General features: G+C 59.6%; 17 protein-coding genes. 5 read left to right on the top strand and 12 right to left on the bottom strand.

Annotated elements, in window-relative coordinates; all coding sequences use genetic code 11:
* Nucleotides 1-27: 27 nt before the first annotated feature.
* Both cdaA and folP read right to left on the bottom strand, forming a co-directional pair.
* The gene (cdaA, locus tag VJU77_06895; protein ID HKP03081.1) at nucleotides 28-909 is read right to left on the bottom strand and encodes a diadenylate cyclase CdaA; all 882 of its coding nucleotides are present in this window, start codon (nucleotides 907-909) and stop codon (nucleotides 28-30) included.
* Nucleotides 906-1,775 (bottom strand): dihydropteroate synthase, encoded by an 870-nt coding sequence (gene folP / locus VJU77_06890; GenBank protein HKP03080.1) that lies wholly within the window; start codon nucleotides 1,773-1,775, stop codon nucleotides 906-908. Before folP ends, cdaA begins: the two co-directional genes overlap by 4 nt.
* A gap of 107 nt (nucleotides 1,776-1,882) precedes the next feature.
* Between folP and rnr the strand changes: the two genes are divergently transcribed.
* The 3 genes from rnr (at nucleotide 1,883) to ppdK (ending at nucleotide 7,342) form a co-directional block, all read left to right on the top strand.
* A complete protein-coding gene (rnr, locus tag VJU77_06885; protein ID HKP03079.1) occupies nucleotides 1,883-4,144 on the top strand; it encodes a ribonuclease R in 2,262 nt (753 codons plus the stop codon).
* 100 nt (nucleotides 4,145-4,244) lie between these two features.
* The gene (locus VJU77_06880) at nucleotides 4,245-4,457 is read left to right on the top strand and encodes a DNA-binding protein (GenBank protein HKP03078.1); all 213 of its coding nucleotides are present in this window, start codon (nucleotides 4,245-4,247) and stop codon (nucleotides 4,455-4,457) included.
* A gap of 116 nt (nucleotides 4,458-4,573) precedes the next feature.
* The gene (gene ppdK / locus VJU77_06875; protein ID HKP03077.1) at nucleotides 4,574-7,342 is read left to right on the top strand and encodes a pyruvate, phosphate dikinase; all 2,769 of its coding nucleotides are present in this window, start codon (nucleotides 4,574-4,576) and stop codon (nucleotides 7,340-7,342) included.
* Nucleotides 7,343-7,443: 101 nt separating this feature from the next.
* On the opposite strand, the gene VJU77_06870 is transcribed toward ppdK, so the two are convergent.
* Nucleotides 7,444-8,481 (bottom strand): hypothetical protein, encoded by a 1,038-nt coding sequence (locus VJU77_06870; protein ID HKP03076.1) that lies wholly within the window; start codon nucleotides 8,479-8,481, stop codon nucleotides 7,444-7,446.
* Nucleotides 8,482-9,344: 863 nt separating this feature from the next.
* Between VJU77_06870 and VJU77_06865 the strand changes: the two genes are divergently transcribed.
* The gene (locus tag VJU77_06865) at nucleotides 9,345-10,466 is read left to right on the top strand and encodes a hypothetical protein (protein HKP03075.1); all 1,122 of its coding nucleotides are present in this window, start codon (nucleotides 9,345-9,347) and stop codon (nucleotides 10,464-10,466) included.
* Nucleotides 10,467-10,864: 398 nt separating this feature from the next.
* On the opposite strand, the gene VJU77_06860 is transcribed toward VJU77_06865, so the two are convergent.
* A complete protein-coding gene (locus VJU77_06860) occupies nucleotides 10,865-13,147 on the bottom strand; it encodes an O-antigen ligase family protein (protein HKP03074.1) in 2,283 nt (760 codons plus the stop codon).
* Between the two features lie 247 nt (nucleotides 13,148-13,394).
* On the opposite strand from VJU77_06860, the gene VJU77_06855 reads away from it, so the two are divergent.
* The gene (locus tag VJU77_06855; GenBank protein HKP03073.1) at nucleotides 13,395-14,804 is read left to right on the top strand and encodes an exopolysaccharide biosynthesis polyprenyl glycosylphosphotransferase; all 1,410 of its coding nucleotides are present in this window, start codon (nucleotides 13,395-13,397) and stop codon (nucleotides 14,802-14,804) included.
* 62 nt (nucleotides 14,805-14,866) lie between these two features.
* On the opposite strand, the gene VJU77_06850 is transcribed toward VJU77_06855, so the two are convergent.
* The 8 genes from VJU77_06850 to asnB are packed head-to-tail and all read right to left on the bottom strand — an operon-like array spanning nucleotide 14,867 to nucleotide 23,053.
* Nucleotides 14,867-16,090 carry a WcaI family glycosyltransferase gene (locus VJU77_06850; GenBank protein HKP03072.1) on the bottom strand — a complete coding sequence of 408 codons (1,224 nt, stop codon included), beginning with the start codon at nucleotides 16,088-16,090 and terminating at the stop codon, nucleotides 14,867-14,869.
* A 5-nt stretch (nucleotides 16,091-16,095) separates the two neighbouring features.
* The gene (locus tag VJU77_06845; protein ID HKP03071.1) at nucleotides 16,096-16,971 is read right to left on the bottom strand and encodes a glycosyltransferase family 2 protein; all 876 of its coding nucleotides are present in this window, start codon (nucleotides 16,969-16,971) and stop codon (nucleotides 16,096-16,098) included.
* A complete protein-coding gene (locus tag VJU77_06840) occupies nucleotides 16,968-17,777 on the bottom strand; it encodes an FkbM family methyltransferase (protein HKP03070.1) in 810 nt (269 codons plus the stop codon). The genes VJU77_06845 and VJU77_06840 overlap by 4 nt, the downstream gene beginning before the upstream one ends.
* Nucleotides 17,774-18,346 (bottom strand): DapH/DapD/GlmU-related protein, encoded by a 573-nt coding sequence (locus tag VJU77_06835; GenBank protein ID HKP03069.1) that lies wholly within the window; start codon nucleotides 18,344-18,346, stop codon nucleotides 17,774-17,776. Before VJU77_06835 ends, VJU77_06840 begins: the two co-directional genes overlap by 4 nt.
* Nucleotides 18,347-18,355: 9 nt before the next feature.
* Nucleotides 18,356-18,985, bottom strand: coding sequence for a class I SAM-dependent methyltransferase (locus tag VJU77_06830; GenBank protein HKP03068.1), 630 nt, complete (start codon nucleotides 18,983-18,985; stop codon nucleotides 18,356-18,358).
* Nucleotides 18,976-20,100, bottom strand: coding sequence for a glycosyltransferase family 4 protein (locus VJU77_06825; GenBank protein ID HKP03067.1), 1,125 nt, complete (start codon nucleotides 20,098-20,100; stop codon nucleotides 18,976-18,978). The genes VJU77_06830 and VJU77_06825 overlap by 10 nt, the downstream gene beginning before the upstream one ends.
* Complete coding sequence (locus tag VJU77_06820; GenBank protein HKP03066.1) at nucleotides 20,097-21,266, bottom strand: glycosyltransferase; 1,170 nt, start codon at nucleotides 21,264-21,266, stop codon at nucleotides 20,097-20,099. Before VJU77_06820 ends, VJU77_06825 begins: the two co-directional genes overlap by 4 nt.
* Nucleotides 21,263-23,053: an asparagine synthase (glutamine-hydrolyzing) gene (gene asnB, locus VJU77_06815; protein HKP03065.1), complete on the bottom strand. Its 1,791-nt coding sequence runs from the start codon at nucleotides 23,051-23,053 to the stop codon at nucleotides 21,263-21,265. Before asnB ends, VJU77_06820 begins: the two co-directional genes overlap by 4 nt.
* Between the last annotated feature and the right edge of the window lie 26 nt (nucleotides 23,054-23,079).

Raw genomic sequence — 23,079 nt, 5'->3', positions numbered from 1 at the left:
TCGGGCGAAGCAGCTTCGACACTGGTCTCAAACGGCGAGAGTGTCGTTGCTACGTTCTTTTTGATGAGGTACCAGAGCGTTGTCGCGAGCAGGAGGGAGATCAACTTCGCGCGCCAATTGTTCAGGATCCATTTCTTCGTCTTCATAATTGCCTTGGAGAAGAATCTCGCCGATGCGTTTGCGGAAAGTTTCCGGGGTGAAATTGCGCTCAATCCGCCGCCGGTGACAAATTGAGATTCCGCCGGTCTCCTCCGAAATAACGACGGCGATCGCATCCGATTCCTCGGTGATCCCGAGGCCAGCCCGATGCCGCAAACCCAGACTGCGGTCCAGCGTTTCCCGCTGGCTCACCGGAAAAATACAAGCGGCGGCCGCGATGCGGCCATTGCGCACAATCACGCCGCCATCGTGCAGGGCGGCTTTCGGATGAAAAATGGTGAGGAGCAGCTCGACCGAAAAGTGCGAGTCGATGATGACCCCCGTCTCTTCATAAATCCGGATCGAGGTATCGCGCTCGATGGCAATAAGCGCCCCGAATTGTTTGTGGGCAAGCTGGGTCACCGCTTCCGCGATGTCATGCACCGTTTCGCGTTTCTCGCTCGTCAGGGAAAAAATTGGATGCCCTCCGAGCTCGGCCAGGCCGCGGCGCAGCTCCGGCTGAAAAATTACCACGAGCGCCACCGCCAGGAAGACGGAGAAACTCCGGATAATCCAGCCGATGACGACAAGGTTCAGTAATTGGGAGATCAGGGTCAGGGTCAGAAAGACGATGGCCAGGCCCGTCAGCACCTTCGCGCCGCGGGTCCCGCGAAAGTAGAGATAGCCATAATAAATCCCGACGCTGAGCAGGATAATTTCGAAGAAGCTCCGCCATCGGTCGAACCAGAACTGGAGGAGTTGCTGCATCATGGGGCCCTCTCCAGCAGAGCCTCGGTGGCGCGCAGGGCCGCCACGTTTTCCCTGACATCGTGCACGCGGAGAACGTTCGCACCCCGCTCCCGCAGCAGGGCCGTGAACGCAATTGTCGGTGCGAGCCGGTCGCTCATTTCATTCGATCCAATCATTTTGCCCAGGGAAGACTTCCGTGAAACCCCCACCACGATTGGCCGATCGTGCACCCGGAGTCCCGCGAGATTGGCGAGTAGAGAAAGATTGTGCTCCACCGTTTTCCCAAATCCGATCCCCGGATCAAACGCGATGGCCATGGACTCAATACCGCAATCTACGGCGCGCCCATATTGTTGTCGAAAAAAATCCGCCACTTCGCCGACGACATTCTCATAGTGCGGCGCGGCCTGCATGGTGCGCGGAGTGCCCTGCATATGCATGATGATGAAGGCGGTTCCGCTCTTTGCCACGACGTCCATCATCTGCGGATCGGCGCGGCCCCCGGTGACGTCGTTAACAATCGAGGCGCCGGCCGCAAGCGCTTCGCGGGCGACGGCTGCCTTGGAAGTGTCGATGGAGACAAAGGCGGAGACGGTTTCGCGAAGCTTTGCGATCACGGGAAGCACCCGCGCCAGTTCTTCGTCGACGGAAGTTGCTTCCGCGCCAGGCCGGGTTGACTCCCCTCCCACATCGATGATTTGCGCACCTTCCGCGGCCATGCGTTGTCCCTGGGCAACGGCTTTCTCGGTCGTGAAGAATTCGCCGCCATCGGAAAATGAGTCGGGTGTCACATTCAATATCCCCATAATGAGGGCGCGGTTGGAGAAATCGATCTCACGGCCGGCGATTTTCCAGAGCGTGTCCCCCATTAAGGATAAGACTATCATGGCGCGGGATTTATTCGACGGGGTCGAAGGATGCGGCGCGTTTTTGCAGGGAGCGAAAATTTGCGCTCGTGTCGTGAACACTTCACGCGGAGAGTGCTGCCCCGATTGTGAAAGAGAACGAGAACCAGCTGCGCGAACAAATCCTGCGCTTGCTCCGCGCGCCGAAATATAGGCCGCTCGACAAGGTCGAGCTGGCGAAAGCGCTCGGCCGGAAAAGCGGCGTTCGGATGAACCTGAACGCGATTCTGCGCGAAATGGAGCAGGCCGGCGAAATCGCGCGAATCAGGAAGAACCGTTATGTCCTTCCTTCGGAAGCCGATCTGGTGACGGGAACGCTCTCTGTTCATCAAGCGGGTTACGCCTTTCTCCCACGGGAAACACCGGGCGAGCAGGACCTGTTCATCGCCGCCGAGAACACCGGCACGGCCATGCATGGCGACAAGGTGGTGGCCCGCATCACCCGCGACGAGCGCTTTGCCCGGGCCAAAGGCCGCGATCGCGCCGAAGGACGTGTTATCCGCATTCTCGAACGCGCGCACGACACGATCGTCGGCACGCTCGAGCAATCGAAGAACTTCTTTTACGTCGTGCCCGACGATCCCCGCATCGTCCATAACGTTTACGTTCATAGCCCATCTGTAGCGGCGGTCTCAGACCGCCGAGAACGTGGCTTGCCTGCGGACGCGGATCGGCGGTCTGAGACCGCCGCTACAGGGCGGACAGCTCGCCGCGGCGACAAAGTGGTGGTTCGCCTCGAGTCGTGGGAATCGCGCCACGTTAATCCGGAAGGCGAAATCATCGAAGTGCTCGGCGCCAGTTCCGCACCGGGCGTGGACATGCTTTCGATTATCCGGAAGTACCATCTGCCAACGGAATTTCCGAAGCCAGTCCTCGAGGAAGCAGAACGGATTCCGGAAATCGTCGCCGAGGAAATGTTCGAAGGACGCGAAGACCTGCGCGGCAAATTCATCGTCACGATCGATCCGGATGACGCGCGCGATTTTGACGACGCCATCGACGTCGAACGAATCCAAGGCGGCGGCTGGAAGCTCGGTGTCCATATTGCGGATGTGGCCGCCTACGTGAAGCCCGGGAATGCCCTCGACCGGGAAGCGCGCAAACGCGGCAACAGCGTTTACCTGCCCGATCGAGTGATTCCCATGTTGCCGGAACGGCTAAGTAATGGCGTCTGCAGCCTGAATCCAGACGTGAATCGGCTCACTCACTCCGTCTTCCTGGAATTTACGAAAGAGGGCCGAACGAAAACAGCGCGATTTGCCCGGACGGTGATCCGAAGCGCGAAGCGCCTGACTTACCGTCAGGCCTACGCGATTCTAAAGGGCCCGGCGCGCGACCAATTGAGCGAACGGCTCCAGGTCGCCTGGGAACTCGCCAGCGTCCTTCGGAAGAATCGTTTCCGGGACGGCTCCCTCGATCTCGATTTCCCGGAGGTGAAAGTGCGCCTCGATCCCGAGGGCAAGCCGATCGAGCTCGAACGGATTGAGAACGACGAGTCGCATCAATTGATCGAGGAATTCATGCTGGCCGCCAATGAAGCCGTCGCGCGCGAGCTTAAGAATCGGCTCGTCCCCACGATTTACCGCGTCCACGAAAATCCGGACCCGGAGAAGCTGGGCGAGTATCGGGAGCTGATCCTGAGCTACGGCTACAAAGTGGGCGACCTGAGCAAACGCACCGAACTGCAACGGCTTCTCGCTTCCCTCCGCGGCAAACCGGAGGAACAGGCGCTCAAGATCGGCCTCCTGAAGAGCCTCAAGCGCGCCCGCTACGCGCCTCAGCCGCTCGGCCATTACGGGTTGGCGAAAAACAACTACGCCCATTTCACCAGCCCGATCCGGCGTTATGCGGACCTCGTGGTCCATCGCGGACTCGCCGGACTTGAAGCCCCATCTGGCAAGGGCGGCGCGCGGCGTCCCTCCCAACTCGACATGGGATCTGTCGCGACGATTGCCGAACATATTTCCGAGACCGAGCGCGTCGCAGCCGAGGCGGAAATGGACGGCGTGAAGATGAAAAAGCTGGAATTCTTCCAGCGTCAACTCGACGCCCGCGACCCGCAGGTCTTCCGGGCCACCGTTCTCGAAGTCAAAAACTTCGGGCTCCTCGTCGAGCTGCCGGACGTTTTGCTTACCGGACTCATCCACGTCTCATCGCTCACCGACGACTTTTACGTCTATGAGGCAGCCCAGCGGCGCCTCATCGGCCGGCAATCTCGCCGCAGATTTTCGGTCGGCGACCAGTTGAAGGTTTATGTCGCCCGGGTCGACATCTTCAAACGCCAGGTCGATTTCGCCATCGCCGAGGAACGCCCCGCCAAAACCCGCAGCCGCTCCTCGCGCAGGCGCTAACCATACGCGTTGTTTCGCTGGATCCTGACGCCGGGATACAAACCTGCAGATTTTGCTTCCACTCGATAGGCCGATCACCCTAGACTGCGCCGTTCTCGATATGGATAGCGTGATCGAAGCCAAGGAACTGCAAATCGAGCGGAAGCGTTTTCACGTGGAATTCCGTGAGAACGACCGTGGAAAATTCCTTCGCATTACCGAGGAAGCACACGGCCGCCGGAACACGATCATTGTGCCGAGCACGGGCGTAAATGATTTCACCGCGGCGATCGGCGAAGTGCTGGGAATTAACGGTCAAGCCCCCGGTCCGTAGCAACGAAGTCCTCCGATTTCTTTTGCCGGAACGCCGGGCCGCGCGTTGACACCTTTGGCGCCGGAAATTAGCTTTGCGTCCGTTTGACGCATTCTCCTCGAGCTGAATCATTCTCAATGACGAAAAAAACGAGAGCTCGGACTTCAGCAAAACGTTCCCCTTCCAAAAAACAAAAGAAAACGCGCTACGTTTATGCTTTCGGCGCGGGCAAAGCCGATGGCGCCGGGAACATGAAACCGCTCCTCGGCGGCAAAGGCGCCAACCTCGCCGAGATGACCCGGATCGGGCTACCGGTCCCCCCGGGATTCACCATCACGACCGAGGTCTGCACCTACTTCTACGCGCATAAACGCACTTATCCGGCCTCGCTCCAGGCCGAGATCGAGAAAGGGGTCGCCAACATGGAGCGGATCATGGGGGTCCGGTTCGGCGACACGGAGAATATGCCGTTGCTGGTCGCGGTGCGGTCGGGGGCGCGCGATTCCATGCCGGGAATGATGGACACGATCCTTAACCTTGGCCTCAACGACCAGACGGTGAAGGCGCTCGTCCGCGCGACGAACAACGAGCGCTTCGCCTGGGATTGCTACCGCCGTTTTATCCAGATGTACGGCGACGTGGTCATGGGCGTGCAAAAGCGCGAGGGGGAAGACCACGAGCCGTTTGAATCGGCGATCGAGCATTATAAGGACGAGCGCTACGGCCAGCATAACATTGACGATTCGAAACTGACGGCCGCCGATTACCAGGCGCTGGTCGAGCGGTTCAAGAAGCTCGTGAAAGATCGCACCGGCCAGGCCTTTCCGAACGATCCCTGGGACCAGCTCAAAGGCGCGGCCGGCGCTGTGTTTGGTTCATGGATGAACGATCGCGCCATCGTTTATCGACGGAAATACAACATCCCCGAGGAATGGGGCACGGCCGTGAACGTGCAGGCGATGGTCTATGGCAACACCGGCGCGAACTCCGGGTCCGGCGTCGCGTTCACTCGCAACCCGGCCAATGGCGCGAACGAATTTTACGGCGAGTTCCTCATCAACGCCCAAGGCGAAGACGTCGTTGCCGGCGTGCGGACGCCGCAGCCGGTGATAGAGCTGAAGAAGGCGATGCCCAAATGTTACGCCGAGCTGCTCAAGGTGCGTTCCATTCTCGAAAAACATTTCCGCGACGTGCAGGACGTCGAGTTCACCATCCAGGATGGAAAGCTGTTCATGCTCCAGACCCGCAACGGCAAACGGACGGCCGCCGCTGCCCTCAAGTTTTCGATGGACATGTGCCGCGAGAAACTCATCGACTGGAAGACGGTCATTCTCCGCAACCCGGCGGATCAGCTCGACCAGCTCCTTGCGCCGATCTTTGACGCGGCCGAGATCAAGAAAGCGGAAGCTATCGCAACCGGATTGCCCGCGGGGCCGGGCGCCGCTTCCGGCAAAATTTACCTGAACGCCGACCGCGCCGCCGCAGCCGCCGAGAAAGGCCAAAAGGTGCTGCTGGTTCGCAATGAGACCAGCCCCGAAGACTTGCGCGGGATGATCGCGGCGGAAGGAATTCTGACTGCGAAAGGCGGGGTTTCGTCACACGCGGCGCTCGTGGCCCGGCAGATGGGAAAAGTCTGCATCTGCGGCGCGTCCGCGTTGCATATCGATTACGCGAAGAAAACGGTGTCAGTCGGCAGGCAGATCTTCAAGGAAGGCGAAGATTTCCTGTCGATCGACGGAACGACGGGCACCGTTTACGCTGGCCAGCTGGCCACGGCGCCGAGCGAGATCATTACTGGAACGCTCCACGGCGACAAGGCGGCGCAAAAGACCGAGAAGTTCAAAGCGTTCAACCAGCTCATGACCTGGTGCGGGAAGGTGTCGCGCCTCGACGTCCGTTGTAATGCGGACAACCCCGAGCAGACCGAGAACGCGCTCGCCTTCGGCGCTGTCGGCATCGGGCTCACCCGGACGGAGCACATGTTCTTCGAAGGCGACCGGATCGACGCCATGCGCGAGATGATCCTGGCTGAGAACGTAGACGATCGGAAAGCCGCGCTCGCCAAGTTGCTGCCGTATCAGCGCGAAGATTTCACCGGTATTTTTCGCGCCCTGAAAGGTTATCCGGCCACGATCCGTTTTCTCGATCCGCCGTTGCACGAATTTCTGCCGCACGATGCCGAGTCGCAGGCAGCGCTGGCGAAGAAAATGGGCGTGACCGCGGAGAAAATCGCGGCGCGCGTGGAACAGCTTCATGAATTCAATCCGATGCTCGGCCACCGCGGTTGCCGGCTCGGGATTGCCTATCCGGAAATCACCGAGATGCAGGCGCGCGCGGTTTTCGAAGCCGCGGCCGAAGTCGCGAAACAAAAGATCAAGGTGAAACCGGAAATCATGATCCCATTGGTCGGATTCAGGAAGGAATTCGATCTTCAGGCCGAAATCGTCCGGCGCGTCGCCGGCGAAGTGATGGCGGAAAAAAAAGTGAAGTTCGATTATCTCGTCGGCACCATGATCGAAGTCCCGCGCGGCGCCCTCACCGCCGACGAAGTCGCGAAGAGCGCCGAGTTCTTCAGCTTCGGCACGAACGATCTCACCCAGATGGCGCTCGGCATCAGCCGCGACGACATGGGGAACTTCCTCATGCCGTACGTCGAGAACGAGATCTTCAAGAAGAACCCGTTCGCGTCCCTCGACCAAACCGGCGTCGGCCAGCTCATGCAGATCGCCGTCGAGAAAGGGCGCAAGAGCCGGCCAAAGATCAAGCTCGGCATCTGCGGCGAACACGGCGGCGATCCCGAGAGCGTGAAATTCTGCCACCGTCTCGGCTTAGCTTACGTCAGTTGCAGTCCTTTCCGCGTTCCCATTGCCCGGCTCGCCGCCGCCCAGGCCGCGTTAGACAAATAATGGAGACGGCACGCCTTCGTGCCGTGGGGAGTTGCAATCGACGCCTCTTCCCAACGGCGCGATGGCGCGCCGTCTCCATTGCGTGATCGAAAATCGCCTAATCAACGCGCCGTATCGCGAAAGATCAGCGCGGTCTTCGTCGGAGCGATTGTAGGACTGTACCCACCGGCGACCAGCACGTGCGAGCCATCGCTGGCCGCGGCGAAATTGCGCTGTCCCGCGCTCAAGGAGGGACCGGTTCGCCATTCGCCGGTAAGAGAATCGTAAATACTCACCACCGACGCCGGGTTTGGGGCAATCCGCCCACCCCCCACAACCCACATTTCGTTCCCAACCGTGACCGCATGGGTCTCGCCCGTTGCCCTCGGTATGCTGGCAATCGGTGAAACTACGTCCTTCACGGGATCGTAAACAAAGGAATGATTTGTATCGGTCAGGTTGCAGGGCACGAAAGTCGAACCCCCGGCCGTGAAGATGAGCGATCCGATGGCCGCGGCAGGAATGTAGGCCAGCCCCACCGGCAGGGTCGCGGATTTTTGGGTCCACTGGGAGCCCACGGCATTCTCCGGATTGAATTCAAAAATTCGATTGGTAGCCTCGCTGGTGATCGTCAATCCCCCCAGGATGTAGAGCTTGTTTTGGACGACCGCGAAACCGCCCGGCACCGTGTTGGGCGCCTTCTCATTCCAAGGATCGATTCCAAGCGTCTCGACCCTGTCGGCGATCGGGTCGTACCGGAAAACACGCGGCGTTGAGGTGACGGCGCCGCCGCCGGTGTTCCCGCCCACACAGTAAATGTAGGGGATTTTACCCGCGTTCAGGACGCCGCAGGCCATATTGCAAACCTGGTTGTCCGGGAGGGGCGCGGTCTTGAATGCCCAGGCGTTGGTTTTCGGATTGTATTCGTACGGCGTCGTCATTTCCGAGCCAAACGCGTCGCTCGTCCGGCCGCCCATGACATAAAAGCTGCCGTTGGCTGGAAAATAGACGCCCGTCGCCCGGACAAGCTCGGTGGGAAGATCAGGTGGACTGCTCGACCAGTTGGCGGTCGGCGCGCCTTGAAGCAATTGGCTGGAGGCGAGAAGCGCCAAAACAGAGAGGGCCTTGAGGAGCGGAAATCTGAATTGCGACTGTTTCATAATTCAATCCTTCGATTCTAGATTGCCAAAATATCAAGCCTGCTCGCGGCGCGGCAAGCCGAATCCGCTCCCGCGATGATCCTCTCAATTTTAGGCCAAACACATCGTTTGCCACGAGATTCCTCTGACGGATTACGTGCCACCTAATAGACGTAAGTATCGCCAGACAACGAAAGCCGATGGTTAGACCTTGCGGAGCCCGATTGCGCGCAAAAATGCAGATAAATCCGCAAGGCTTTTTTTCTGCGGAAAACTGCCGCGGTAGTAGAATAGAAAGTCGCCTACCTGGACAGCCCCCAGCTCAGAATAAGCACTCGGTCCGTTTTTTAGGAGATGCGGAAAATGGTAGGTAGTGCCTGCTCCTCGAACTGTCCGCCCGCCGCACCTTCCGCCAAGGGAAAACGATAAATCTGAATCCCACGTCCCGTGCATCTGCTTCAACTCTTCGCGGTAACCGGCCAGGAAGCGAGGCACGCAGTCCCCCTCCCGCGCACAGCCGGAAATGCCGCGATGTCTGAGATAAAGCGTGATCACTCCGCCGTTCCCATCGTAACTAAACGAAGCGCTCCCGTCGTCATGTGCGGGGAATGCGGTACCCCTGGTAAAGCCAGCTACTCGGCGTGGAAATTCGATCTTCGTCTGCAGGTTTAGGTAGCTGTCCGTCTTTTCGTTCTTTGTCCAGGAAACCTGGGCAGTTTCGCCGCGCGAAACACCCGCCTTGCGCTTGTATCGCTCGCGCCTGGCCTGTGCGACGCCAAATCCTCGCCGAGAGGCGTGGCGGCGCTAGACAATCAATGGGGAAACCTTCACTTTGAGAACACATTCGGGCCGGTCGCCCGCAGACGTTTCAATTCTCGAACACGATGGCCCGCAAAAAAGCTCCTCGCACACTCCCAGCGCTGCCAAGCCGGCGCACGTTCCAGAACGCGCACCATAAGGGAGAGACTTTAACTGAAATTTTGCGGGGCGTGGCGGTGAAGAACCAGCTGGAGCAACCGCGCACATTCTATTCGGTGAGAGAAGTGGCGGCGCATTTTCGCGCGCCGTTTTCGCTGGTTTCGCGCGCCTACCAACGGCTCGAGCAGGAGGGCCTCCTCAGCAGCGTCCGCGGCTCGAAGACGATCCTTCAGGGACTGCACTTCGATCGCCAGCTCTCCGTTCGCGCCTTCGTCGGGTTGCCGGCCTCGCTCTCCGCTTTTGTGACCCTTCAGGATTACCGGATGTTCTTTATCCGGATCCGGCGCGAGTTGCGGCTCCGTGGATTTGCCACGGCGACGGCCTTTTTTGAGCCGCGCGAGGCCAGCACGGACGCCTTGAGCAAGCGTCTCAAGGCTTACGAAGTGGATACCGTCATTTGGTTTCAACCGATGAAGGAAGCGAAGGAAACGGCGTTGCACCTGGCCGATTTGGGAATTCGCCTTCTCGGCGTGGCTAATGACGGTTTCCCGAACATTCCCTGCCGCTACCAGGTGCGTCGCGAACCGGCGATCCGCGCTCTGCTTTCGAAATGGAAAGAACGCACGTCCGACCGCGTGGTTCTGGTTCAGGCGAAAGAGCAACGCTCCGCCGCGCTCGAGGAGATCTTGCATTCGATCCTGGACGAACTGGAAATGAAATGGTCGGCCGTGGTTTACGAGGGGCAGCGAAGCGATCCGTTCTTGCGCTCCCTGCAAAAAACCAAAGCCGGCGGGATCATTTTTGCCTCGTCCGCCCTGGCTTCGAAGCTTTGTTTTCGCTCGCCCACGGCAGTCTCGGAACTGTTGGCCACCCATCGGGTCGCATTCATCAACGGGCCGGTGAGCATGCCCTTTGCGAAGGTGCCGGACGCGCGGGTGGACCTCGTCACGGTGGATTGGCAACTGGTCGCGGAACGGATCGTGAACGATTTGATCTCGCAGGACGCTTTCCAGGAACCAGGCCCGACGGTGTTCGACGCCGAAGCGCGCCTGGAAGTCTCGCTCAGCGATTTCGCGCAGAGTATCTGAGAAGGCGACGCTGGAAGCCGCCTTCCGTCGCCCCTTCGGGGCTTGATCTGGCTGGGGAATCCTAACCCCGGAGCTCTGCTTCGCTTCACTCCGGGCTTTATTCCGGCGTCCCTTCGGGACTGAGACTTCGGACTTTCTGCGGCATCCCTTCGGGGAACGAGAAGCGCCGGCGGCGCGACGGATTAAAGCCCGGAGTGAGCCAGCGAACTCCGGGGGAGACGGCAATGAACAATCAAGAACCCCGGTAGGGGTGACGGATTCCCGAAAACATGGCGAGGATCCACCGCGCCCTCCCGATCCGTCGCTCCTCCGGGGCTGGTTCCGTTTGAAAACGGAACCCCGGGACTTCCGCTTCGCTCCACTCCGGGCTGTATTCTAATGCCCGGCCGGGGCTGCAATCATTTCGCCTGGCCCGCCTCAAATTTCTGGCGCGCTTTCCACGCCCGCTCCCAATTATCTTTCGCGGCCCAGGCCTCCGCTTCCAGAAAATCAAAATAGCGCGGAGCTCCGGGCAACTCGGTGAAATGACGCACGGTCACGAGCGCTTCATCGACTTGTCCTTGCCGCATCTGCTCGCGATACAATTGGAAGCCGAGGCCGAAATTGTCAGGACTAGCATGGAGGGCCTGGCGCAGTTGGTCGATCGACGAGCCCTCGGCCGTGGGAGGTAACGGAGGCGCCGCGCCATAACGCCGGGTTATTTCGTAGGCTTTGCGAAAATTATTCTGGGTCGCGTAATATTTCGCGACTCCCGGCCAGGCGTCGCTCATCCATTCGGGGTGGGTTTCCACGGCCCGGGCCAGCTCGCCCGCATCGCCCCGTTCGGCCCAGGTCTTGAAGAACAGGCGCTTCTCTTCCGCAGTGAAGGTTTCGAGACGTGGATCGTTGTTGAGGAAACGCTGGACCGCCGCCATGAAACGGGCGCCGCCGGCTTGCTGAAGAAAAATAAGGGCCAGATCGTGATGAGCCATGCCGAATTCTTCGAGGCTTAAGTGCACCGGGGGATTATGCCGGGCGGCGAGGCCGAGCATCCGGCCGTAGACCTCGGTCCGCTGCTCACCGGCGCGGCGCAACGCTTCCCGCCACGCGGTGAAAGCGAGAACGGGCTGGGACCCAAGCCAGGCCACCCCTTCCTGGAAAGGCACCTGGTAAGCGTTCGGCTCCAGAAAGCGCGCCCGCCGGAAATCGTCGAGCGCGTCGGCCGGCGGGCGTTTCGCTCCCACCTTGCCGAGGGCGCGGGAAAAATAGAGCTGCCATTTGAGCGGCGCCCAAGTGAGCGCGCGAGTCGTGCGCTCGATGGTCTCGTCAAAATTCCGGCCGCTGCTGGCTGCGGCCGCCCCGCGCAATTCATTCTCCACGCCGACCGCTCCCGGCAACGCTTTGTCGTAACGAGTCGCGAAAACCCAGGCGCCGCCGGCGATAACGAGGAGGAGCCCAATGGACCGGAAGAGAAATGGAAGAACGGCACTGGGGAGAAATTGAGCCGGGCGTTTCAGCGCCAGGCCGAGCAATAATATTCCGGCAAACGCGGTCCCGATCCGGTGCCCCGAAACATCCACGAGCCCGTGAAGCGCAAAAAGAACGGCGGCGATCAGGGCGGCCAACCGGAAACGCTGGTTGGTTCCCTCTTGCAACGGGAAGACCTGTCGAACCAGCAGGACAATTCCGACGATAGCGAGGAGGATTGCGGGCCAACCGGCCTCCGCCCAGAGCCAAAGCCAATCACTCTCGGGATGGATCGCGCGCGCCGTGGTCAGGGAAGCATCACGGAAAACCGCGAAGATTTCGTCGAAGTTGCCGAACCCGATGCCGCACCACGGCGAAACGCGAATGAGGTGCAGCGTGTCCTGAAAAATCAGGACGCGGAAATCAGAAAAGATGCTGGTGCCAGTGCCGCGGAGATTGAAGCGCTCGACGGTTTGCCCGCCGAAGAGAAGCAGGGCCGTAAGCAAAATGAGCAACAGCGATACGCCGAGGGCGATCCGGGCGGCCGAGCCTTTCCGGAGAGCAAACGCTCCGAGCCAGAGGGCGCTGCCGGCCAGCAGAAGAAGAACCCCGGCGCGCGATAAATTGAGCACGACCCCGGCGACGAGAATGCCAAGGCCAACCAGCCAAACGATCCAGCGCTTCCGGTTGTGCCGGATATCATCCTGGCCGCAGGCCAAAACTATGATCGCGGCCAGTCCAAAAAGATTTCCGGTTTGATTGCGATTCGGAAAAGGGCCGAAGCCGCGCTCGTTATGCCAGAAGGGAAGCGCCGCCTTCGCGTAAAACAGCGCAATGCAAAGCGCCGCGAGGAGAACGATACCGATGGCGAACAGACGCAGCTGCGAACGCACGGCGCGCAGCTCCAGATCCAGCGCACTGACGTAATAAAGCCAGCTGAGCGCCGCCAGAAAACTGACCAGGCATCCGAGCGTGATCCACGGCTGCGGCGAGACCGTGTCGGGAAGCCTGATGTTGAAATCGCTAACCATGGCCTGACGCCACCCCGGGTCCGAAAACCAGGCCGCCGGCAGAAATGCGGTAGCCGCACAGGCCAGAATCCCAAGAAAGATCACGTTCAGGAAAAGGCCGAGCGAACGCCGCGGCGGATCGGCCAGAAGAATCAGGCCGAGGAACGCGATCACAATTCCTTCGGCCCATTTTGCGGTCGCGCCGCCGAAAAAACAGGCGAGCACCGGGAGCGCTGGCAGGAAGAAAGTTCTCCATCCCCGGGCAGGAGCGGAAGCAACCCTAACGCGCCTTCTAGCTGGTTGATCGGGAGAGCTTTGCATCGAGCCTGCGAAGGAAGTGGTGGTATGGGATTAGCTAGGTAAGTCAGGGGCGCTAATGGCGCCGCAAAAGCCCTATGGCCGACCCGGTTTTACCACGAGTTGAACGCGGCGTGCCATCGCGTACTCTCAGCAACGGCATCGGAAAGTAATCATGGTTACGCAACGCACGCAGGGCCTCTATCGCGTATTCCTGCTTTGCCAGATCGTCCTCGTGGCCGTCCTGTTTTGGTTTGGCGTCTGGGTGATGGTCACTTTCTATACCGGCGGCGACGCGGAATGGACCTGGCGCCGCTATAGCATTTACTGCGGTTTGCTCGTCCTGGGAATGACGATCGAGTCGCTCAGCCGGGATGGTTCGAAGAATTATTTTCTGCAGAACGAACTCCTGCGCCAGCATCGGCTGAGTCTCCGCCAGACCTTCGCCAGCGTCGGCACCCTCCTTCTCTACCTGATCGGGACGAAGGATGCCTTCATCTCCCGAATTTTCTTTTTCAATTTCGTTCCCTGGCTCTACGTGGCCCTGCTTTTTTCGCATCATTATCTGCCATCCTTCCTGGCCCGGCGAATCTTTACCGGCTCTCGCGAGGAAAAGACAATCCTGATAGGATCGAGCCTGAAAGCGGCCCAACTCCGGGCCTGGCTGCGGCGGAAGGCGGACATCGGTTTGCGCACCATCGGTCTGGTTTGCGACGAGCAAATTGAAAAAACGGATGACGGAATCCCCGTCCTGGGCGACTCCAGCAGCCTGGAGAAAATCATCGTCGAGCGCGGCGTGACGCAGGTGATCATGCTCGAGTTCCCGCTGTTCAACGAAAGCAATCGTCACATCATCCGGGTTTGCGACCATCTCGGAATCCGGCTCCTCATCGTGAGCGATCTCGAGGAAAAACTTCGCCATCCCGTGACTCACTTTGAAGACGACGGCTTCCGGTTCATCGGCTTGCGGGAAGAGCCGCTCGAGAACCCGCTCAATCGCTTCTTCAAGCGCGCCCTCGATATCGCGATCTCGCTGCCGGTCATGATCTTCATTTTTCCCATTCTCGCCCTGATTGTCTGGATCGCGCAACGAATCCAATCGCCCGGCCCCCTCTTTCATGTCCAGACCCGGGCTGGAATGCAGAACCGGCAGTTCACGATCTACAAGTTTCGTACGATGCGTCCCGATCATGAAGAGGTGACCCGGCAGGCGCGAGCGGAAGACGAGCGCGTCTATCCGCTCGGAAAGTGGTTCCGGAAATTGAGCATCGACGAGGTCCCGCAGTTTTGGAACGTGCTGCTCGGCGACATGAGCATCGTTGGTCCGCGGCCGCACTTGATCGAGCACAACAACCAATTCTCCCAGTTGATGGCGAACTACCACGTCCGCGCCTTTGTGAAGCCGGGGATCACGGGCCTGGCCCAGGTGCGAGGTTTTCGCGGCGAAGCCCGGAACAACGCGGACATCGAAAACCGGGTGGCCTGCGACATCGAGTATTTGGAAAACTGGAACCTCTCCCTCGAGTGCGGAATCATCCTGCGCACTTTCGTGCACCTCATCGTCCCGCCGCGGAGCGCGTATTAAGCAATCCTGCTCATGATCTTGCGGCCCAGGCTCTCAAGGAGGGATCAGGGGCGCGATCACGATCAAGAGGAACAGAGCGATCGTAATTCGTTCTCGAAATTCCGCATCACCTGTGGCTTGTCGAACTGCTCGACGTAGCGCCGGCCGTTAGCCCCGTAAATCCAGAGGCGCTCCGGATCGCTCGCGAGCGAGTCAAGCAATTCGGCCAATTCCTGAGGCCGCTCTGGTGGAACGTTGACGCCGAAATTTCCTTCGGCCAGGGAAAGGGCGAGCTCGCATTCGGGCGACGCGACGGTCACGACCGGCTTCGAGGCGGCGAGCAAGCCGAGAAGTTTGCTCGGAAAAAACGAGTTCCCAGCGCCAGCCTGCTGCGTGATGAAACAAAGATCGGCGTTGTTGAGCAGGGCCTGATAATTCGGCGCGGCTTGCAGGGGAAGCATGCTGAAATTTGGAAGGTTCATCTCGCGAGCTCGCGCCCCGAGCACTTCCCGCTGGGCGCCGTCGCCGCAGATCAGGAGGCGAATGCGCGGATTGCGGAGCAACGGCGCGGTGTCGAGCAGCACCCCCAGGCCCTGTTTTACCCCCAGATTGCCGGCGTATACCGCGAGAAAATCTTCGGCGACGAAGCCGTGACGTTCCCGAAAATCTCCGCGCGCTTCGCCGTCCGCCGCGCTTCTCAAATCGATCGCGTTCGGAAAGTAGATGAGCTTCGCTTCCGGCACGCCCTTTCGCCGGAAACTCGCCAGCATTCCCCGCGTAATCCCCGAAACCCGGGCGGCCCCACGGTAGGCGAAAGCCTCGAGAGCATAGAGCGCTCGCGTAAACCAGTTCGCTTTCAACATGCCAAGGCTCACCGCTGCGTCGGGTTGCATGTCCTGGACATGGAAAACAAATGGCGCCCGCTTGATTTTCCCCACGATCCAGGCCGCAACCCCAAGGAGCAAAGGAGGGGAAACCACGACGTAGACCTCCGGTTGCGGCAGAGTGAGAGCTCGCAAGGCGGAAGTGAAAACAAAGCTCCCTTCATGAAAAATGCGTTTCAGCGCCGAAACGCGGCTCGGAACAAATTGCCAGCAACGCCGCACGCAAACGCCCTTGATTGTGTCCGTCCGGTAAAGCCGTCCCCGATCCTCCGGACGTTTTTGCCAGGCGGGATAATAGGGGAAGCCGGCTATCATTTCGACCTCGTGGCCCTCAGCTTCCAAAAACTCACACAACGCCACGCTATGAGGCGCAATGCCGGTAAACTCCGGCGCGTAGTTGATCCCCCAGACAACGATTCGCATCGGCCTTACTCGTTAGGCGCCGCCTTCGTCCGGGTCAACTCGTAGGTCTTCGCGACGGAAAGGAATTCGTAGAAACCATGGAGCCGGGCGAAGTAATAACCTTCCCGGCCGTCGAGAAAGCCTTTTTGCCAGAGATAAACATAGAGGAAACGCAGGAGCGGCCGGAACGGCAGGTATTGCGAAAATTGTTTCAGCCTTCGGCGGCGCTCCACCGTGCTGCTGCGGATCCGGGCAGCGCTGCCCGCAAGTTGACGGTCGGCTGAAACGCGCGCCTCCCAGTTTGAATACCGGTTGTGCTTCTCGACAAAAACGTCGACGGAAGGAAAAGCGTAGTGGTCCATCTCCGAGCGCAGCCGGCCAGTCGGTCCCTGCACGATCACATGCTCGTGGACTTCGTTGTCGCCGCTGCGGGTGTCGGACTCGGTTAGTTTCTCGTACCGGCCTAACGAATGCCGGAAAAGACGCAGGTTCCAGTTTGGGTAATAGGCGTGGCGCAGCCATTTCCCCATGAACATAAAGCGCCGGTTGATCCAGTACCCCGCGATACTTCCAGCCTCCGCGATGGCCCGGGCGAATTCCTGGCCGGCTCCAGGCGGCAAAACTTCATCGGCGTCGAGGATGAAAATCCATTCATTCCGAAAGGGCAGGTTCTCGAGCGCCCAATTTTTCTTCTTCGGCCACGTCCCGTTGAATTGGAATTGAACGACCTGCGCTCCCGCCGCTTCGGCGATTTGGATCGATGCATCAGTGCTCTGTGAATCGACCACAATAACTTCATCGGCCCAGGAAAGGCAGGCGAGGCAACGCGGAAGATTGGCGGCTTCGTTTCGGATCGGGACGATCACGGAAACCGGCACGCGCTCGCTGGTGGTTCCGTTCATTTAGAGAGGCGGCTCCGGTGCACAGCGAGCAGCGAATAATCGGGGGCCCCAGAAGGGCACCGCTCCAGAGTCCGGCCATCGAAGAACTCGAATCCAGATTCCTGGAGCAAGGACGGGATTTCCTTGCTGGTGTAGCCATCGAGATAAACCACCTTGACCCGCTGCTCGTCGAAAAGCCGCGCAGCTCCCTTTAGGACGGGCAGCTCGTGGCCTTCGACATCAATCTTGATTACCAGATCCCCAGCGGGAAGAGACAGCGCATCGAGACGTTCGCAGGAAATCCTGGTCGCCCCGTTCGCTCCTCCCGATTCCACCACCCTAAACACGCCGGAAGTGACGCCGGGCTCAAAAGCAAGCTCGGTGGCGCGGTCTGATGCTCCCATATTTATCACGGTCACCTCCCGCCCTGCGACCGACTGCTTCAGGCGCTGCGCGGTGGTGGGATTAGCCTCAATGGCGACGTATTTGGTTTCCGGGAACAACTGCCGATACCTGGAAAGGACGGAGCTGTAGAGCCCGACGTTCGCGCCGACATCGACGAAGACGTCACCGGGGCGAAGCAGGAGCGCGAGGTTGAGGAGCGTCGCGGCCTCGTCGCGAAAGATGATATTGTCGTCGGCCATCTTCGCCGCCCGCCACAAACCGATCTCCTCCCGCGTACTGATGTGAAGCGGTGCGCCAAAGATTTGGACGTCGACCTCGCGCGCGGGGACGAACAGGCGCGTGAGCGCCACGCGCAGGCGCGGGTAACGAAACATCAGGATCCAAAACCAGTGACGCAGGCGGTTTCTTCCTGGAAAACTCATGGAGAAAATTTCCGCTGGCCGATGACGCGGCACGGATTGCCCGCGGCAATACTGTTCTCCGGGACGTCCTTGGTAACGACGGAACAGGCCCCGATCACGCTTCCATTCCCAACGGTTACGCCCGGCATGATAAAAGCGCGAGCCCCGACAAATGCGTCCTGGCCGATCGTGATTTTCGCCGTCAGAAGCGGAATCTCAGCGCGGGCAAAATCGTGAGTCCCCGTGCTCAAATAAGCTTCCTGCGCGACGGTCGCGCGCGCGCCAATTTCGATTCGTCCCAGCGAGTAGGCGTTCGCCCGGTCGCCGAGACAGGCGCGATCGTGCAGGGTCAGATTCCAGGGAATTTCGATCCGGGCGCGCTGATGGACGAAGGGCGTTCCATGGATGGTGGCGCCAAAAACTCGCAACCACCAGAGTCGCCAGGCATTGGCTGGTTTTGGCGTCCATTGGCAAAACAGGGCCCAGCAGAATCCCCAGAGCAAACGGAGCGCTCGGTCCTCCTTCGGCCACGGAGATTCATAGGGTGAGCTTTGATCCGCTTTGACCGGCGTGGGTGCGTCGTTGGTCATGGCAACACGTTAGTAAAAATAGATATCAGTGCTGGTCACACCATAGCGAGCCGGACCGACAGTCTCGAAAACCTCGACTCGCCGCGCGCGGTGGGCTTTGCGCAGCTGGCGGTAACGCCACGAATCGTCGACCACAATAATACCCCCGGGGTTCACCTGACCTTCCGCAACTTCGAAACACTGGGGCCGAATCGAATAATCGTTATCCGCCCCGTCCACAATGATCACATCGTAGGAGCCTTCTTTGATCCGGCCGAGATATTGCGACTCGGCGAATCCCGCGGGCGAATTGAAATCGAAGGGGCGTTCAGCGATTTCGGCATTGGTTAGACCAAGCTGGCTCAGGCGCTCGCGGACCCGCGAGGCCCACGCGGGATCGTCTTCCACACTTTCGACTCTGGCGCAGCGGCGGGCAAAGAAGATCGTGGAACCGCCGCTGCCAAATTCGAACACCCGCATTTCCGTCCGGAGAAAATTGTCCAGGAAATCGATCGCTCCATACGAGAACCAGGGTAATTCCAGATCAATCGGCGAGCGCCGGAGGAGAATATTCTGCGAAACATAACGCGGAATATTCGATGGCCGTTGCAGGAGGTCGCCACCAAGTTTGCGGACGCGTTGGAGGTTCGTTAGCTGCATTGGGTTTGTAACTCGACGAAATCGTCCAGGAACTGATCGGCTACCCGGGGCAAGGCATAGGCCGCGGACTTGCGCCATCCTGCTTCCGCTACCCGCGCGAGCAGACTCTCGTCCTCAAGAATCTGCGCGATCTTATTTGAGAAACCCTGGGCTGGATCGCGCAGACGGTGATCAAAAAAGAAGCCGGTCGATCCTTCTTCGATAAAATCGCGAAAACAGGCGAGATCGGAAACGAGCACGGCACAACCGTGCGCCATCGCCTCGAGGGCGGCCAGACCGAATGTTTCACCTCGTTCGGCGAGGGAAGGGTAAGCGAAAAGAGAGGCTCTTCGAAATTCCGTCGCCAGTTCAGCCGTGCCAAAGATCGGTCCGCGCAGGTCGATCTGATCCTTCGCCTTTCCGGCCAGCTCTTCCAGGCGTGCCCGATAGCCGTCGCCTCCGCCTCCCAGCCGTGTTTCCATCGGACCGACAATCACAAGCTTCCATTTAGCACGAACCCGCTCGGGCAGCCTAACGAAAGCTTCGAGAAGGAGATGCACGCCCTTTTCTGGATGCACCCGGCCGACATACAGAATCGTTTTTTCCCGCTCCCCGAATTCCGGGAGGGACCCAGACGGAGAATCGGGCCGCGGATAAGGGATTACCTTTACCCTCGCCTCGGGCACTTCCGCCCGGATGGCGTCGGCGACAGACTGTGAGGGCGCCTGGAGCCGGGCAGCATGCCGGTAAAAGCGCATCTGGCCCTTGGGGAACCGAGCGACGTGGACGTAGAGCTTTCCGCGCTTCGGATTTCGCCAGAGCAACGGGCTCCAAAAAGTGTTTGTCACGATAATGTCTGACGGCGCTGCCCTGCGGATAGCCCGCGTCGAATACATCAGGTCGAGGAACTTCAGCCACGCAAGCGATCGAGGCGTATCGTAGCCGCGGACGCGGATATGCTTCACTCCGGCGATCACCTCCTCAGCGGGAAGCCGGGAAACCGAGCGCGAGATCTGCACAACGTCATGGCCGCGGGAAGCGAACTCCTGGGCAAGGGCAAACCACGCCTTCTCGACCGCACCTCCCATGATGGGAGGAACGGGCAGGAATGCTCCCATCACGATCGTAATCTTCACGATGCGGATCCGCTTTCGCCCAGGGCGTGGATCAGGGAATCCACCGCCTGATTGATCTCGAAGCGGTTTAGGAACAGGTCGCGGGCATTCACGCGCATTCGCTCGCGTTGGTCGTCCGGAACAGCCACCCATTTCCGAAGAAGACGCAGGGTTCCTTCGACATCATCCTCCTCCACGAAACCGGCGCCGCCCTCGGCTATCTCACGCCAGATATTTACCTTGTTTGAAATCAGAACCGGCGTGCCACAGGCCATCGCTTCGACCACCGCAATTCCAAAATTTTCCTGGTGGGAAGGGAGAATAAAAGCCTCTGCCGCGCTAAACGCGCCCCACTTGACTTGGCCGGTCAACATACCAGTGAAAGTAATAGCCGCTTCCGGACCATCAGCGGCCGCGCCGGCCAGCTGCTTGAGGTGCTCGAGGTAGGCCCCGTCAGCCGCCGGTCCGGCCATCACCAGATGCAGATTTCCCGCCGTCGAACGCTGGGTCAGAAATGCCTGGATCAGCATTTCGCACCCCTTTTTTTCATGCAATCGGCCAAGGAACAGGATCAAGCGCTTCTCGCGCAACTGGGGATGATCGCGGAGAAAATCATCGCGAGCGCCTGCCAGATCGATCTCCGGTGCGGCGGTGCCGTAGCTCACGACCACCTCGTTGCAGCGGTAAAGCGAGAACGATTCGCGAGCCAGACGGCGCTCTTCCTCTGACGTGAAAAGAACAGCGGCCGCATCGCGCAGGACACGATATTCGGCCCACGGCCAATAGAGTAATTTCTTAAAGTGCTTCCGCGGATAGGTTCGCTTAAACCACGGATCGAGCATGCCGTGCGGAAAAACAAAATAGGGCGTGGCCGTTCCGCGCAAAGCGCGCCAGACGCCGTAGCTATTGTAGCGCCACAGGCCGTGAACGATCACGGCGTCATATTCCGCGTGCCGCTTCCTGATCCAATCCGAAAAACGCGGCGCGTAAGAATAACCGCCCCGCCCGGAACCAAGCGCATAAACGGGCACGGGGAAATCCCGCACCCAGGGATCGGAAGCACCGTCCAGGGAAACAATATCAACAGCATGCCCGCGGCCGGCGAGAATTGCCGAGGATTGCCTGACCGATTCGATCGGGCCGCCCAGTGCCGGATTAACCGTGTGAATGGATCGAAGAATTTTCAATCGGCGGAACCAGACAGCTGCCAGCGTTTCGCGTAATGGCCCAGGACAACGATGCTCCACAAACGCGTCCAATGCAGGCGCTCGCGCTGAAATGCTTCGCTCATTTCGTCGACAAAAGTTCGCGGCAAGAGATGTCGCTCCGTCGCTTCACGAAGTCCCTCCTCCACAAAGGATGCGAGCGGCCCGCGTATCCACGGTTTCATCGGCAGGGCGAACCCGGATTTCGGACGATCGTAAACCGACGAAGGAAGAAGATCCCGGCAAGCCTCCACGAGTAAACCTTTCACCCCGGCATAACTTTTCTTCACCGTGACGGGAAGACCAAGAAGGTACTCGACTAATTCGTGATCGAGAAATGGTACCCGCATTTCGAGTGAAACCGCCATGCTCATCTGATCCGCGTCCCGCAACAACATGCGACGCATATAGCCGGTGAGTTCCGCCCAGCTGATCCGCGAAAAATCGTCCGGCAACGCGACTGCTGCTTTGAAAGGCTCGGAGGCAACGGGAAGTCCCGCCCGATCGAGCATTTCGTCAGTGAAAAAGCGTCGCCGCCAGGTGGCCAGTTCGCCGGCCTGGCCCGTGCCCGGAAGATCGGCGAGACGATCGCCTGCGCCGCGGAGAACGCCGATAAGCTGGCGAAGAAAGCGCGGGAAGGTTGCAACCAGCTGCAAGCGCGGCACGTCCTGAAAACTAGGATAACCGCCGAACAATTCATCGCCACCCAGACCGGACAAAGCGACCTTCACGCCATGGTCCGCAACCGCGCGCGACACAATGTAGGTGTTGATTGCATCTACGGACGGCAGGTCGAGTTTCGCCACCGCTTCCGTAACGGAATGAATCACCTCCTGTTCGGAGAGTTGAATCCGATGATGATCTGTCCCGTAACGCTGCGCGATTTCTCGCGCGATCTCGGTCTCATCGAATTCCGCAAGATCGAATCCGATCGAGTAAGTCTGAAGTCTGTTCTCCAATTTTTGGGCGGCGATCGCGGTGACGATGGACGAGTCGATCCCGCCGCTCAGAAAACTCGCGACCGGCACGTCGGAGAGGAGGTGTTCCTCCACGGCCTTCTCGATCAGGACGCGTAAACGCGGAACAACGTTCTCCGTCGATCTAACAACGATCTGTCTGGGCGGCCAATATTGCCATGTCTTGACCGCGCCTTCGGAATCGATCGTCATGGCGTGGCCAGCGGGCAACGAGTTCATTTCAGAATAAAGGAGGCGACGCTCAGGGCAGGCTCCCCATTGCAAATAACCGGAGACAGATTCCGCGGTGATCGCCTCTGACCCTCGAACGAGAACCTTTACTTCGGAGGCGGCCCGGAATCCCTGGTGGTTATTAACGTAATAGAGTGGCTTGATCCCCAGACGATCGCGAGCCAGGAACAGTTCGTTTCGCGAAGCATCGTAGATGGCAAAAGCGAACATTCCTTTGAGATGGCTGACGACGTCGTGGCCCCACCGGGCATAGCCCAGCAAGAGCGTTTCGGTATCGCTCGTACCTCGCCAGGCCACGTTTGGTCCCAACTGCTCCCGTAAGTCGCGGTGGTTGTAGATTTCGCCGTTAACGACGATGACATTCCCGGTGGCAGGGTCGGTCATCGGCTGCGCACCCGTTGGAGACAAATCCACGATGGCCAGCCGCGTGTTTCCAAGCCAGCACCGGCCATCCGGCGAAGCCCATTCTCCCGAGGAGTCCGGCCCGCGATGCGCGATCAAGCGAAGATCGAGAGGCGTCGCTCGACCGCTGGAGCTAAAGTGAACTGCAATCCCGCACATCTTGATTTACCGAAGGCGTTGGCCAG

The sequence above is a fragment of the Chthoniobacterales bacterium genome (assembly GCA_035274845.1).
GTDB lineage: Bacteria > Verrucomicrobiota > Verrucomicrobiia > Chthoniobacterales > UBA10450 > AV80.
The sequence above is the reverse complement of the archived record's forward strand: the minus strand, read 5'-3'. Positions and strand labels throughout refer to the sequence as shown.

Bases quoted from the DNA above. Each gene is read 5' to 3' on its own strand.
- cdaA (HKP03081.1), bottom strand. From the start codon at position 909: ATGATGCAGCAACTCCTCCAGTTCTGGTTCGACCGATGGCGGAGCTTC.
- folP (HKP03080.1), bottom strand. From the start codon at position 1,775: ATGATAGTCTTATCCTTAATGGGGGACACGCTCTGGAAAATCGCCGGC.
- VJU77_06880 (HKP03078.1), top strand. From the start codon at position 4,245: ATGGATAGCGTGATCGAAGCCAAGGAACTGCAAATCGAGCGGAAGCGT.
- ppdK (HKP03077.1), top strand. From the start codon at position 4,574: ATGACGAAAAAAACGAGAGCTCGGACTTCAGCAAAACGTTCCCCTTCC.
- VJU77_06870 (HKP03076.1), bottom strand. From the start codon at position 8,481: ATGAAACAGTCGCAATTCAGATTTCCGCTCCTCAAGGCCCTCTCTGTT.
- VJU77_06865 (HKP03075.1), top strand. From the start codon at position 9,345: ATGGCCCGCAAAAAAGCTCCTCGCACACTCCCAGCGCTGCCAAGCCGG.
- VJU77_06855 (HKP03073.1), top strand. From the start codon at position 13,395: ATGGTTACGCAACGCACGCAGGGCCTCTATCGCGTATTCCTGCTTTGC.
- VJU77_06850 (HKP03072.1), bottom strand. From the start codon at position 16,090: ATGCGAATCGTTGTCTGGGGGATCAACTACGCGCCGGAGTTTACCGGC.
- VJU77_06845 (HKP03071.1), bottom strand. From the start codon at position 16,971: ATGAACGGAACCACCAGCGAGCGCGTGCCGGTTTCCGTGATCGTCCCG.
- VJU77_06840 (HKP03070.1), bottom strand. From the start codon at position 17,777: ATGAGTTTTCCAGGAAGAAACCGCCTGCGTCACTGGTTTTGGATCCTG.
- VJU77_06835 (HKP03069.1), bottom strand. From the start codon at position 18,346: ATGACCAACGACGCACCCACGCCGGTCAAAGCGGATCAAAGCTCACCC.
- VJU77_06830 (HKP03068.1), bottom strand. From the start codon at position 18,985: ATGCAGCTAACGAACCTCCAACGCGTCCGCAAACTTGGTGGCGACCTC.
- asnB (HKP03065.1), bottom strand. From the start codon at position 23,053: ATGTGCGGGATTGCAGTTCACTTTAGCTCCAGCGGTCGAGCGACGCCT.